The organism is Cedecea sp. NFIX57, assembly GCF_900177785.1.
Classification (GTDB): domain Bacteria; phylum Pseudomonadota; class Gammaproteobacteria; order Enterobacterales; family Enterobacteriaceae; genus Cedecea; species Cedecea neteri_C.
Map to the genome: position 1 here is coordinate 80,919 of NZ_FXAS01000018.1, position 13,147 is coordinate 94,065.

The window sequence follows — 13,147 nt, forward strand, 5'->3', positions numbered from 1 at the left end:
AACTTCTCCGTAACCACAATTCATTTAAATGGGTTGTAAGATATACCCCAATCATAATGATCGGTTTTCTCTATTTTTTTTATAACGCCCACCATAATTATTGCTAGCGGTAGTAACACAATTGACATGATTACTTTGTAGGTCCATGTTGTACTTATTATATTTAACAAATCCATCATTGAATACTTTCCAGAAAGACTAATTGGATACGCTGTAAGTAACAATGCGGCCTGAGTAGACATAGAACCTATCATATACCTCATGAAAAAATACTTGCCAGAAAAAACAACTTTCATTTTCGAAATGATAAAACCATTAATAAAATATGATACAGGTACAGAGATCCAGGTTCCCACCATCACCCGCCAAAATTCGTGATATAAATGATAATAATTTGATGCCAATTCATTATTTTCAGGCTGTATAACAGAAATTGAGTTCAATATTAGGACATATAAAGTTTGACATAAAACCATTATCCAGACAGCTCTTACAGATAATTTATACCCGTAGACCTCAGTAATAATTGTCGAAATCAAGAAGTACAGTGAGAACACAATTCCACTGGCGGTAATCTTAAGTCCATAGATGTTAAAAACCTTGTAAACCAAAGTATCACATGTAATCATTATCGTAACTATAAGACCTATAAATAGGCTGTATAATTTTATATTCCCTTGCATTACCATTTCCTTTTAAAATTAAGAAAAAAACACCTGTTCTTCATTTTCATGAAGATCGAAACAAAATTATTCTCTCTGCACCCCTCTTACAGCCACCCTCATGCTAATATAACAATGCCCACCTTTTAACACTGGCGGCAAGATAAGAGCACCTGACAAGTACGAAATGTTATTAAATGGATAACCCCACTGCTGTAGGAAATTAAATCAGGAGAAATTAAAGTCATCAGGGTAGTGTGTATCAATCATGGTAGACCCTGTCACCAGATTGAAAATAACCAGACGCCGATGGGAGACTATGGGTAAGGTCAGGAGGTCGGCAGAGATTCCCTAAACTGCTGATGCTAACTAGGGGGCCGCTTGGAAAACGGAAAATATCCTACGCCAAGCCTGTTTTTTGTACAAACTGCTGTCAACTGAGCGTAATGAACGGTATTTCCCCTGTCCCAGCTTGAGGTTTGTTCGCCAGACGTAATCTCCACTCAGGTTGATGTGTTCCCATCCCAGCGGGGACAGATGAGAAATCAGCTGGTCATTGAATGGGATCCCTTTTCGCTTTAGAGAATCGATGGCTCTTTCTATATATACCGTATTCCAGAGTGAAATTGCCGCAGTCAGCAACGTCAGCCTACTGGCCCGGTAGCTCTGGTTTTCCAATCCCCGATCTCTGATTTCCCCCAGTCGAGACGCAGACCTGATCAAAGGTATCGAATACCCAATCGATTCTCTTTTTAGAGGCATTAAGAACATTATCATCAAGAATAATTTTTTATCTTTTCTCACAAAAACTCCCTTTTATTGCTGTCTCAACATTACCACGACAGCAAAATCTCGGCATTTCGTTCAATCCATCCAGGATATCTTAGCGCGCCAGCCTGGTAATATCCTCCACCAGGAAAACCTCTCTCTCCGGATAAAATATTCATATAAATTATGATTCGCATTATTTATATAAATACCATCAATACCGTAATGCGGTTATGTTATATCTAGCCCCAGACAATAAAAAATTAAAATCATCAAGAAAAAATCGCAATCAATTGAGTTAACTATATTTAAAATGGAAAAAAGATATCAACAAAAAATCAAGGGAGCTCTCATCTAAAGCCTGGCGTTAATTTCATTAAAATAATGGTAGATTAATAAATGGATAACCACGATAAAAATAAGAAATAGCGCTGGCCATGCCGAAACAGAATAGATGAATTACAGTGGTATAAGCAGACGATTTGCCCGGAGCGAAACAGCATCCGGGCCATCAACTCATCCTTAAGCCGCTAAACCGCTAGCTGTCTTTCACCACAATCAGTGGCTCGATATCGCTCTCTTTTTTAATCACCAGCGAATCATCCCCACGCAGGCAAGTGCCGCCGTAGCTGCCGCCCACGGTAAAAGTGCAGACCTGGATGTATTTGCCATCCACCTTGGGCAGGCACCACAACTGCTGATAGATATTCTTGCGGTCAACGAACTTACCGCTGGTTTTATCCAGCAGTTCATCGTGATGACTTATCAGATCGATATTGCTGCCGCAACGCCCGGCAATCGGCTTCACCGCGTAACCGGTTTTTGCCAGCAGATCGTTCACCTCAAAATCCGTATCCAGCAGGTAACGGTGGTTCGGGAACAGCTGCCAGAGCACCGGCAGAATGGCTTTGTTGCCGGGGATAACCGTCCACAGCGGCTCAAACACCAGCACTTCCGGGCGAAGTAAAACGTCAATCAGGCGCACCTCTCCCTGAGGATTGCCTGTGCGGATTGGCACGGCGGCATACTCGGTCTCGCTGACCTCACGAATTTGCTCAATCGCAGTTTCCCATGCCCAGGTTTTCCAGACACAGTTCACCGCCCGACCTTCATTATCAATAAGCTGCCCGGCACTGTCCCAGCTTAACTCACCCAGGCCGTGCAATATTTTGGTGTCAAACCCGGCCTGCATCAGCGAACGCTGCATGAACAGTGCGTGGTAATCCTCTTCGGCGTCATTGTCCTGCATGATGTGGACAAACGGGCGAGCGCTGCTGTGCTTCCAGGCCCCGGTAAGCTCCTCCAGTAATCCTTCGGCCGGATTATGCCCGGTACCCCGATATCCCGTCTTGACCCACTCCTCGAGAATCAGCCCGCTCTCGGTATGGCAGGAGGCAGAATCGGCGTTGTATTCGTACACTTTCAGACCGCGCTCATCCATACAAAAATCCATGCGACCGCTGACCATCTGATGGCGACGCCACTGCCAGGAAAGCCTCAGACGCGGCCAAAGAATTTTGGGGATATCAAAAAGCGCCAGGAGATTGTCATCTTTCAGCACTTTATCCGTGGCGTGCAGGTACATCAGATGCAGCTCGTTAGTGGCCTTGATCAGTTCCTGCTCGGCGCTTTCAGTAATAGTGAAATACTGGCAAGGATCTTTATTAATAACGTGGCCATTAGCCTGTATATAGGCCTGCTGGAGTTCATCTTTTTCATTCAGCCATTTGCCGTCAAACTGGCGTTTATTGGCCAGCCGGGCCCCCCCAATTTTTAGCGCTTCACCGCCGATTTCTGGCTGCGGCTCGCTGTGGGTCGTCTCCCCGGTCTGAATCATCCAGCCAAGAATCGACGTGTCGGCAAACGTATCCTGCAGCGTGTAGCGACCTTCGTGCTCAACCAGGGTTAGCTCGCGCGTCCACTGCTGCCCGACCGGTAACGGTGCATGAATCACGTTCTGCTCGGCAATACGCACTTTATTGCCGATAAGCTGAGTGATCACGGCGACATGGCCGGTTTAATGAAACTCACCGCCCTTCTGCCAGATAAGCAGCGCGCCCGCCTCCGGTGCCCGTTTTGAGCCGTTAGCAAAGGCCTGCAGCGGCAGAATATTGTCGTTTACCACCTGACGTAAAAAACGCAGCGAGAAGATTTCCCACGCCATGTGAACGTCGGTAAAGACAAAGCCATAGTTTAAGAAGAGGAAGCGGCGCGCAAACTCTACGCACTGCCATTTGTGGCCCATGTATTCGTTGCCGATATAGCTGCGAAACTCAGCATCTTCGGGGTAGTTTTTCGGGTCGAGGCTGCCGTAATTAGAGGAGTAAATCGCTACGCCACCCGGCGCATAGCCCAAAAGAGTGCCAAAAGGGGCGTCGGTGTCTGCTGTTCCTGTATGCATGTGTCCAACCTAAATCAGGCAGGCGGCAAAGGTTACGCGAATTGTCGTCTGCACGTTAAAATTAACCTGACAGAGAAACCGCCATCATACACCCCTGCGGCTCACTTTGTGCAGAGGCGAAGCGGCTAACCACCCCGAATTTTAAAACACCCCATCGCCAAAGCGTTTTGCCATTTAACAGAAATAGTTATCCGTTATTCGCATTTGTTAACCCCGCCTTGATTCCCTGAGAATGGCCCCTGCCGACGATGTAGGGCGCTCCTGCATTTAAAAAGAAAACACTGTTTCCAACATTGAGTCCGGGTTTCCACCGGGCATATTTCCCCGATGCGGGGAGCTGTAATTCGTGAATATCAGGAGTAAATCTCAGTGAAAATTGCAAAAGGCCTGACCCTGGCGGCCCTCGCCATGTCGACTCATTCAGTATTTGCGGCAGAAGCGGCGGTGCCGACAGACAGCACACTGCACGTCAAAGCCGATCCCTCATTAAAGAGCTTGTTGCCTGCCGATATCGCCCAGCGCGGGTATATCGTGGCGGGCACCAACCCCAATACGCCACCAACCACGTTCTACAAAGAAGACAATAAAACGCTGGCTGGCAGAGAAATAGACGTAATGAACGCCGTGGGTGAAAGACTTGGCCTGGCCGTACAATGGCGTGACACCGGCGGCTTCGACAACATTATTCCGGGCCTGAAAACGGGCCGCTACGATGTCGCGCTTTCCAATATCAACGCGACGCAGGCGCGCCTGAAGCAGGTTGATTTTGTGGGTTACTATAACGCCAGCAGACTGGGCATTATTTCGCTGAAAAGCGCCAACATCACGCCGTTTAAATCCTTCGATGCCGTATGTGGGAAAGAAGTCGGCGCGGGCGCAGGCACGACGCAAATCACCCGTCTGGAAGAAGCCAGCAAAGCGTGTGAAGCCGCTGGCAAGCCCCCCATCAAAATCGCCGTATTCCCTGACCGCCCGGCTGGCGTTCAGGCGGTAGTGAGCGGCCGCGTCCCGATGTTCTTTGGCCCTTATGAGGGGCTAACCTGGCAAGTGAAGCTCATCAAACCTCTGGCAATGAGCGGCGAAATTGCCGTCAACGATGCCCCAGTGTCCGTTGCTTTCCCGAAAGAATCAGCGCTGGAGCCTGCGGTACAGGCCGCACTGAACTCGCTAATCAAAGACGGCAGCTACCAGAAAATCCTCGACAACTGGGGCATTGGCTACGGCGCAGTCACCGAAGCCAAGCGTAACGAAGAGATCTTTAAATGAACCCATCGCCAGACAGTACGGACGATTTGCGCATTGTCGGCAAACGCTATTATGGCCGCTGGCTAAGCGCGTTAGTGGTCTTGATTTGCGTCGTCGCCATGGCACATTCGATGATCAACAACCCACGTTTTGAATGGGGCGTGATCGCACAAAGCTTCACTGAGACATCTATTCTGCAGGGGGTGTTAATGACCCTGCAACTGACCGTTATCTCCGTGGTCCTGGGCTTTGCTTTCGGCACCGTTCTGGCGTTAATGCGGCTCTCGTCCAATCCGGTGCTTGTCGCCGTGAGCTGGGGCTATACGTGGTTCTTCCGCGGCGTGCCGATGCTGGTTCAGCTGTTTCTTTGGTATAACATCGCGGCGCTCTACCCCACCATTTCACTCTCGCTTCCAGGGTTGGGTGAATTATGGAGCGCGCAATCTAATGCGCTTATCAGTCCGTTTAGCGCGGCGGTTATTGCGCTGGTGATGCATCAATCGGCCTACGCGGCAGAGATTGTGCGGGCGGGGATTCAGAGCGTCAGCAACGGGCAACTGGAAGCCGCCAGAGCACTTGGCTACCGCCCGGCGCAAATCTTCCGCCACACCATTCTGCCGCAGGCCATGCGTGCGATTCTGCCGCCCGCCGGAAACGAAGTCATTGGCCAGTTGAAAACCACCGCCGTGGTGTCTGTGATTTCGCTGCAGGACGTGTTGTTCTCCGCGCAGATTATCTACCAAAGGACGTATGAGGTTATCCCGCTGCTGCTGGTCGCCACTCTGTGGTATTTGCTGCTTACCTCGGTGCTGTCCGTCGGCCAATATTATGTCGAACGCTATTTCTCGCGCGGCGTCACGCGAGGGGCGAAACGTAGTCTGCTAAAAACACTGCTCAATGGCTTTGCCCCGCAGCGCAGAGAAAGGAGTACCAGCCATGGCTGAAGCAATCACCCTGCGTAAGGTCACTAAACACTTTTCGGGCGTAACCGTCCTTGATGAGGTCAACCTGGACATTCCCGCCGGCTCGGTTACCGTGATTCTGGGGCCATCGGGCTCGGGGAAATCAACGCTGCTACGCTGCATCAACCATCTGGAAAAACTGGACGGCGGCACAATTCGCATCGGCGGCGAGCTGGTAGGGTATAAGCAAAAAGGCAAGGCCCTGCACGAACTTAGCAGTCGGGAAATCGCCCGTCAGCGCAGTGAAATCGGCATGGTGTTTCAGCAATTCAACCTGTTCCCTCACCGCACGGTGCTGCAAAACATCACCGATGCGCCCGTGCGGGTGAAAAACCAGAGCCGCCAGCAGGCCACGGAAAAAGCGCGGGCGCTCTTGCGTCAGGTCGGGCTTTCCGGTCGCGAAGAGGAGTGGCCGCAGAACCTTTCTGGCGGCCAGCAGCAACGCGTCGCGATTGCCCGGGCGCTGGCTATGGACCCCGGCGTGATGCTGTTCGACGAACCCACCTCCGCGCTGGACCCGGAGCTGGTTGGCGAAGTCTTGCAGGTCATCAAGCAGTTGGCGCATTCCGGGATCACCATGGTGATTGTGACCCACGAAATCGGCTTTGCACGGGAAGTCGCAGACAATATCGTCTTTATGGAAAACGGCAAAATTGTCGCCGCCGGGCCCACTCAGCAAGTGCTGGATGACCCAAACAACGCGCGCGTCCGCAACTTCATCGCCACCGTGCTGTAAGGGCTTGTTGAGAGCCGCTAAAGCGCAGCGTTCAGCGCCAGTATCAGCTGGCGCAAATCATCAGTATTTTCCAGACGGGCAACACGGGCAAACAGGCTGATATGATCTGGCGTTCGTGCGGCCTCCAGCTTCGCCAGCACGTTTACCGGCGTGGCCAGTGATTGCTGGCGAGTGCGGCGCTGGCGCAGCGTCTCGCCATTATTGAGATAAAGCGTCACCTCATGAAAACGCAGGGCAGGATTAAGGGCATCGGGTGGCGCGCTGTCATCCGGAATGCGTACCACTTTTTCCGCCAGTGACATAATTTCTGCGTTAACACCGCCCTCAGCAAAGTCGACCATCCTTAAGTCGTTGTAAATCAACATGCCTGCGATGGCATATTCGAGGCTAAATCGCGCTTCGATACCGTTTGTCGGCACGCGCACTGAGGCCGCAATATCGCCCCCGGGCGGGAAAGCAACCGTGATACGCTCAATGCTTTGCAGCAGATCGGTAACCGACCGCCCTGCCTCTTGCCAGCGCCGGCGAATTTCTCGGCTGGCTTCCGCTGCACTGTGCGTCCCGGCACAGGTTGCGAACGGCTTAAACTCAAGCCCGGGGCTGATAATGCGCCACGGCTGCCCCCACGCCTGCAACAGTTTCTCCGGTAAGGCTTCACTCCCGCTGCCAATTTGCAAAAAGGCTTCCAGTACCCCTTCAGCTTTGCCATCGAACCCGGCCAGTGCCAGCTGCGTGGCACGTACCGCGCTCTCTGCCGCCAGTCCGGCATGAAGCGGTTTCACCGCCGAACCAAACTGCGCGCGCAGCCCGCTGGCCTGGGTTGCGGTTATCCCCAGCGCAATCGCCGTCTGCTCTGCCGTTGCGCCGGTAAAGCGCGCCAGGGCCGCCGTGGCCGCAATCGCCCCCAGGGAAGCCGTGTTGTGGTAGCCAAGCGTGTAGTGCTTTTGCGTAATGGCCAGTCCCAGCCGCCCGGCCACTTCAACGCCAATCGCATAGGCGTCAAAAAAGTGCGACAGGCTTAATTCAGGCGTTTCACCTACCCAAGCCAGCAGCGCCGGCAAAATCACCACGCCAGGATGGCCACGAAAATCAGCGTGAAAATCATCATAATCCAGCGCGTGTCCGGCATACCCCAGCAGCAAGGCAAGGGCAGACGGGGATCTCTCCTGATAAACGGCCTTTAAAACAGGCAAACCGCTATCCGGCACCTGTCTTGTTAACACCGGCCAGCTCACGGCAAAGAAATCCTGCAGCCCCTGCCGCGCCTTGTCCTGCACGGCGGGATCGGGCTGAGAGCTGACGATCAACTGACTAAGCGACGCGGTAAGGCTCACTTTATTCGGCATTTTTTCCCTCGAAGAGATTGCGTGGCACAGCGCCGCAGAATAGCAATAAAGCCCTCGCCTTCTATATCTGAAATCAGGCAAAGGTTATGCAAATTTGTGAATAGCAATCGCCTAATTATGCATTGCTTAAATTTCGCGTTGCCGTACCATTCAGGGAGGTTTTAGCGCTAAAACAAAAAACAACTCTCCCTTTCTTATTAATAAGTTAATAAGAAATCAGGCTATTTCATCAAGGTAGAAACGTGTTAGCGATCAAATCCCCCAAAGCCTATCTGCAACAGCCCGGCCTGCGGACCAGAGTTGGCGAGTACGTCAAGCCGATTGCCAGCCACATTCGCATTATCACCTCCCCCAAAGCCTGGCAGGCCGTAAACCCTGAACTGACGCAGAGCCTCGACGCTCGCGAGATCCGCTGGGAAGTCACCTGGCTTGCCGGAGAATGCACCGACGAAGCCATTAACGAGCTTAGCCAACAAACGCATGAGCAAGGTGCCAGCGCCATTCTGGCCATCGGCGGCGGTCGGGTATTGGACTGCGCCAAAGCCGCTGGCGATAAGCTGGAGCACGTTTCCGTCATCAACTTTTCTACGCTGGCGGCCACCTGTGCGGCCTGGTCACCGGTGGCGATTATCTACAACGCCGAGGGCGGGCACCTGCGCAGCCAGCCGCTGAAGAAAATGCCGGTGCTGGTTCTGGTCGACAGCGAAGTTATTGCCAACAGTCCCGCGCGTTACCTGCAAGCCGGCATTGTTGACGCCCTGGCAAAATGGTACGAATTCCGTCCTTACCAACGCCAGAATCCCGACAGTCTGGCACTCGATCTTAAGGTGATGGCCGCTCAGCGCGCCGTCGAGGCTTATCATCAGTGGGGCGATGAGGCAGTCGAAGACAATCAGGCGCAGCGAGTGAGCTTTGCGCTGGAACGCGTGATTGACGCAAATATCGTGTTAGCCGGGCTGGCTAACAGCATGCGCGATGACCTGCCCACGCCCGGCGTCGCCCATGCCATCCATAATCGACTGACCCACCAGCCGGAATTACATCCCTGGCTGCACGGTGAAAAAGTCGGTTACTGCCTGCTGGTCCAGTCTCTGCTTGAGCAAGAAAACGGCGAGCCGGACAACGAACTCGTGGCGCTGCTGCGCCGTTTCGGCAGCCCGCTGCGGCTCCCGGAACTGTATGGCAACCGTGCAGAAAGGCTTCGGGCGTTAGCCATTCAGTTTAACTTCCCGGCGGCCAGTGCCGCCCGACTGCCGTTCGCACTCTCGCCAGACTCGCTGGAAAAAGCGCTGCTCGCCACCGATCATTTTTCACCGCCGCTTCAGGACAATTTTTGAATTTACTATGAACAACATCGACACTCTCACTGCAAATAAACGCCTGCGTCTTGGCCTGTTCGTGCAACCCGTTGGCCAGCACGTTAGCGGCTGGCGGCTCACGGAGCAGCTCGGTTCGCCGACGGATATCGACTGGCTGATTACGCTCGCCAAAAAAGCCGAAGCAGGCCGCTTCGACCTGTTCTTCGTCGGCGATGCGCTGGCCACCAGCATGTACCGCCTGCCTTCAACCATGGCGCGGCTCGAGCCTCTGACGCTGTTGTCTGCCCTCGCCGTCCACACCCGGCGCATTGGCCTTGCGGCAACCGCGTCCACAACGTTTAGCGACCCGTTTACCATGGCGCGCAGCTTCTCATCGCTGGACCATATCAGCCGCGGTCGCGCCGCATGGAACGTCGTGACGTCTTTCTCCGCCGATGTGGCAAAAAACTTCAGCCGCGATGACATGCCAAACCACGCCGAGCGCTACGCCCGCGCCCGCGAATTTCTGGACGTCGCTTTTAAGCTGTGGGAAGGCTGGCAGGAAGGCGCGGTACAGCCGGACAAACAGAGCGGGCAGTATTTTGTGAACGAGAAAATTCAGCCCATTAACCACGTGGGCGAGCATTTTCAGGTACAGGGGCCGCTCAATATCACCCGCTCTCCGCAAGGACGCCCGGTGATCATCGAAGCCGGTTCCTCTTCTGACGGACAGAAACTGGCCGCAGAGACCGCCGAGGTTATCTTCACCGCCGCAGCAAGCCTGGAAGAAGCGCAGGCTTTTTACCGGTCACAAAAATCACAGGTTGAAGCCGCAGGTCGCAACCCCGACCACGTGGTGATCATGCCGGGCGTGATGCCAATTATTGGCCGTACCCGTGAAGAAGCGAGCGCGCTCTGGAAATCGCTAAATGCGCTGGTGGATATAGATAATGGCCTGAAACAGCTTTCGCTCCGCTTTGGCATGGACATGTCAGCCTTCCCGCTGGATGGCCCCGTACCGGAGGTGCCGCTGGGCGAAGGTAACCAAAGCCGCGTGAAGCTCATGACCGACCTGGCAAAACGCGAAAATCTGACGCTTCGTGAACTGGCCGCCGTTGCCGCCGGGTCTCGAGGGCACCGCGTCATCGTCGGTACCGCCGAAGATATTGCCGACGACTTCCAGCTTTGGCTCGAACAAGGCGGCGCGGACGGCTTCAACATTATGCCCGCCGTCATGCCGGAGCAGTTGGATCTGTTCGTTGAGCTGGTCATGCCTGAGCTGCACCGCCGGGGCCTGTATCCGGCCAAGTACGAACACGCGACGCTGCGTGAAAACCTGGGCCTGCCGGGAGTGTAAACAGAGTGAAGCTTTCACAACGAGTTCAGCGAGTGACGCTGTCTGCCAACGCGGCGGCAAGAGATTTAACCCGTCAGCTTAAGGCTGATGGTGTAGACATTCTCGATCTGACGACCGGCGAACCTGATTTTGATACGCCTCGCCACATTCGTGAAGCCGCGTGGCAGGCAATGGAAGAGGGGCAAACCCGCTACACGCCCACGCAGGGGACTTTACCGCTGCGGCAAGCCGTGCAGGCCAAGCTTCTGCGCGAGAATAATCTCGATTTCACCCACGATGAAATCGTCATCGCCAACGGGGCCAAACAGATTATCTTCAATGCTTTTGCCGCCACGCTTAATGACGGGGATGAAGTCCTGGTGCCTGCGCCCTACTGGCCGACCTTCCCGGATAGCGTCCGCTTTAACGGTGGAGAAGCCGTCATTCTTGCCTGTCCGCTGGAGCAGCATTACAAGCTGCTCCCGGCCCAGCTTGAGCAAGCTATCACGCCACGCACCCGCTGGCTGGTGCTGAATAATCCCGGTAATCCTTCCGGCATGGTTTACAGCCCGCAGGAGCTTGAGGCGCTGGCCGAAGTCCTTCGTCAGCACCCGCAAGTCTGGATCCTGCTGGATGAGTTGTATGAACATATCCTGTTCGATACCCGCCAGTACGTAAACCTGCTCAACGTTGCGCCGGACCTGCGGCAGCGCGCACTTCTGGTCGGCGGGGTGTCCAAAACCTATGCCATGACGGGCTGGCGAATCGGCTATGGCGCAGCCCCCGCCCCGCTGGCACAGCAGCTCGCGGTGGTGCAATCGCAGATTAGCTCCGGCGCAAGCGCCATCAGCCAGGCTGCAGCCGTCGCCGCATTTAACGGTGGGCTGGATTTCCTGCCGCAACAGGTGGCCGCTTATCAGACGCGGCGCGATGCCCTGGTCGATATTTTACTTCCGGTTGAAGGACTGGAACTTCTCCAGCCCGAAGGGGCATTCTTTGTTTTTATCCGCGTCGCAGGGTTGCTCGGCAAGGTGCAAGCGAACGGCAAACGCCTTGAACATGAAGAGGATGTGATGCTCTTGTTGCTGGAAAACGGTGTTTCAGGCGTGGCGGGCAGCGCCTACGGGCTTTCCCCCTATTTCCGGCTGTCCATTGCCACCGACTTCGACACGGTTGTAGAAGCCGGCAGGCGAATTGCACGCGCCTGCGCCACGCTAAGGTAGCTCAGGCGCATAAAACTAAGACAGTTTATCCAGCGCTTTCACAGCCAGCTGGGCCAAATACTGCGCGGTCGGGAACAGCGCTTTATCATCCACCCTGAATTTAGGGTGGTGCAGCGCCCAGGGCCCGCCGGAGCCGACCATCATAAACGTGCCCGGCACCGTCTGCTGATAGAACGAAAAATCTTCCCCGATGGGGCTCGCTTCAACCCGGCGAGCCTCAAAGCCCACCTCACTCGCCTGCTCCAGGGCAAATGCCACCCATTCAGGCGTGTTGACCACCGAAGGCGGCCCCGCGTGCCACAGAAACTCAATTTGGGCGTCAAACGCCACCGCAAGGCCATTCAGCAAATCACGGAAACGCTTTTCAATCAGCTCGCGCGCCTGCGCGTTGAAAGTGCGCACCGTGCCTTCCATATAGGCGGTGTCAGGAATCACGTTCCACGTACTGCCGCTGTGGATCTGGGTGATAGACACAACCGCATTCTGTTCAGACGGCAGGTTACGGCTGATCAGCGTCTGCGCCGCGGTCACGATCTGGCTGACGATCACGATCGGATCGTTGCCTTCGTGAGGTTTCGCGGCGTGGGCACCTTTGGCGGCGATCTTAATTTCGAAACGATCGACCCCTGCCGTTAACGCCCCGTCTTTGCCTCCCAGCACACCTACCGGTAGGGTAGGATCGTTATGAATACCAAAAATAACTGCCGCGTCATCAAGTGCGCCAGTGGCGATCAGCTCCGGGGCTCCCAAGCCCGTTTCTTCCGCCGCCTGGAAAAGAATTCTAACTCGCCCGGGCAGGCGATTCTCCTGCTGGCGCAGCAAAATAGCAGCCCCTAATGCGGCCGAAGTATGAAAATCGTGTCCACAGGCATGCATCACGCCTTTGTGCTGCGAACTGAACGCCACGCCGGACTCTTCTTCAATAGGCAATGCGTCAATGTCCGAACGCAGCACCACTAACGGCCCCGGCTCAAAACCGCCGACCTCTGCAACCAGCCCGGTCTTTAGCGGCAGATCAAGCACGCGAATCCCGGCCTCGTCCAGGGCAGCCTTAATCTTCTTTGTGGTTTCGAATTCCTGATTGGATAACTCGGGGAAGCGGTGCATATCGTGGCGGAAAGCCTGAATCTGGTCGGCCAGTGGCTGGTGTTCGGCGAGAAGCTCTTTCAT

9 protein-coding genes and 2 pseudogenes are annotated in these 13,147 nt (G+C 54.2%); 6 read left to right on the forward strand and 5 right to left on the reverse strand.

Features of this window, described 5'->3' with window-relative positions:
* Positions 1–20: 20 nt before the first annotated feature.
* The 3 genes and pseudogenes from B9Y90_RS16425 to gss form a co-directional block, all read right to left on the reverse strand.
* Positions 21–689 (reverse strand): VUT family protein, encoded by a 669-nt coding sequence (locus B9Y90_RS16425; protein ID WP_085541899.1) that lies wholly within the window; start codon positions 687–689, stop codon positions 21–23.
* Positions 690–1,031: 342 nt separating this feature from the next.
* Positions 1,032–1,370: pseudogene (locus B9Y90_RS16430) on the reverse strand (Tn3 family transposase); the annotation flags it as partial.
* Positions 1,371–1,968: 598 nt separating this feature from the next.
* Positions 1,969–3,831, reverse strand: a pseudogene (gss, locus tag B9Y90_RS16435) (bifunctional glutathionylspermidine amidase/synthase).
* Between the two features lie 369 nt (positions 3,832–4,200).
* Here gss and B9Y90_RS16440 point away from each other — a divergent pair.
* From B9Y90_RS16440 to B9Y90_RS16450, 3 genes are read left to right on the forward strand one after another with little or no spacing between them, the layout of a single operon-like run.
* The gene (locus tag B9Y90_RS16440; RefSeq protein WP_085541900.1) at positions 4,201–5,097 is read left to right on the forward strand and encodes an ABC transporter substrate-binding protein; all 897 of its coding nucleotides are present in this window, start codon (positions 4,201–4,203) and stop codon (positions 5,095–5,097) included.
* The gene (locus B9Y90_RS16445; RefSeq protein WP_085541901.1) at positions 5,094–6,020 is read left to right on the forward strand and encodes an amino acid ABC transporter permease; all 927 of its coding nucleotides are present in this window, start codon (positions 5,094–5,096) and stop codon (positions 6,018–6,020) included. The genes B9Y90_RS16440 and B9Y90_RS16445 overlap by 4 nt, the downstream gene beginning before the upstream one ends.
* The gene (locus tag B9Y90_RS16450; RefSeq protein ID WP_085541902.1) at positions 6,013–6,774 is read left to right on the forward strand and encodes an amino acid ABC transporter ATP-binding protein; all 762 of its coding nucleotides are present in this window, start codon (positions 6,013–6,015) and stop codon (positions 6,772–6,774) included. The genes B9Y90_RS16445 and B9Y90_RS16450 overlap by 8 nt, the downstream gene beginning before the upstream one ends.
* Before the next feature lie 17 nt (positions 6,775–6,791).
* Here the strand turns inward: B9Y90_RS16450 and B9Y90_RS16455 are convergent, their stop codons facing one another.
* A complete protein-coding gene (locus B9Y90_RS16455) occupies positions 6,792–8,108 on the reverse strand; it encodes an MmgE/PrpD family protein (protein WP_085541923.1) in 1,317 nt (438 codons plus the stop codon).
* A 254-nt stretch (positions 8,109–8,362) separates the two neighbouring features.
* On the opposite strand from B9Y90_RS16455, the gene B9Y90_RS16460 reads away from it, so the two are divergent.
* The 3 genes from B9Y90_RS16460 to B9Y90_RS16470 are packed head-to-tail and all read left to right on the forward strand — an operon-like array spanning position 8,363 to position 11,977.
* Complete coding sequence (locus tag B9Y90_RS16460; protein WP_085541903.1) at positions 8,363–9,457, forward strand: iron-containing alcohol dehydrogenase family protein; 1,095 nt, start codon at positions 8,363–8,365, stop codon at positions 9,455–9,457.
* A gap of 7 nt (positions 9,458–9,464) precedes the next feature.
* Entirely contained in the window at positions 9,465–10,775 is a 1,311-nt protein-coding gene (locus B9Y90_RS16465) for an LLM class flavin-dependent oxidoreductase (RefSeq protein ID WP_176227880.1), read from the forward strand.
* Positions 10,776–10,780: 5 nt separating this feature from the next.
* The gene (locus tag B9Y90_RS16470) at positions 10,781–11,977 is read left to right on the forward strand and encodes an aminotransferase class I/II-fold pyridoxal phosphate-dependent enzyme (RefSeq protein WP_085541904.1); all 1,197 of its coding nucleotides are present in this window, start codon (positions 10,781–10,783) and stop codon (positions 11,975–11,977) included.
* 15 nt (positions 11,978–11,992) lie between these two features.
* Here the strand turns inward: B9Y90_RS16470 and B9Y90_RS16475 are convergent, their stop codons facing one another.
* On the reverse strand, positions 11,993–13,147 hold the full coding sequence (locus B9Y90_RS16475; RefSeq protein WP_085541905.1) for an amidohydrolase: 1,155 nt from the start codon (positions 13,145–13,147) through the stop codon (positions 11,993–11,995).

Excerpts from the sequence above, each read along its gene's own strand:
- B9Y90_RS16445 (WP_085541901.1), top strand. The coding sequence starts at position 5,094 with ATGAACCCATCGCCAGACAGTACGGACGATTTGCGCATTGTCGGCAAA.
- B9Y90_RS16475 (WP_085541905.1), bottom strand. The coding sequence starts at position 13,147 with ATGAAAGAGCTTCTCGCCGAACACCAGCCACTGGCCGACCAGATTCAG.
- B9Y90_RS16450 (WP_085541902.1), top strand. The coding sequence starts at position 6,013 with ATGGCTGAAGCAATCACCCTGCGTAAGGTCACTAAACACTTTTCGGGC.
- B9Y90_RS16465 (WP_176227880.1), top strand. The coding sequence starts at position 9,465 with ATGAACAACATCGACACTCTCACTGCAAATAAACGCCTGCGTCTTGGC.
- B9Y90_RS16425 (WP_085541899.1), bottom strand. The coding sequence starts at position 689 with ATGGTAATGCAAGGGAATATAAAATTATACAGCCTATTTATAGGTCTT.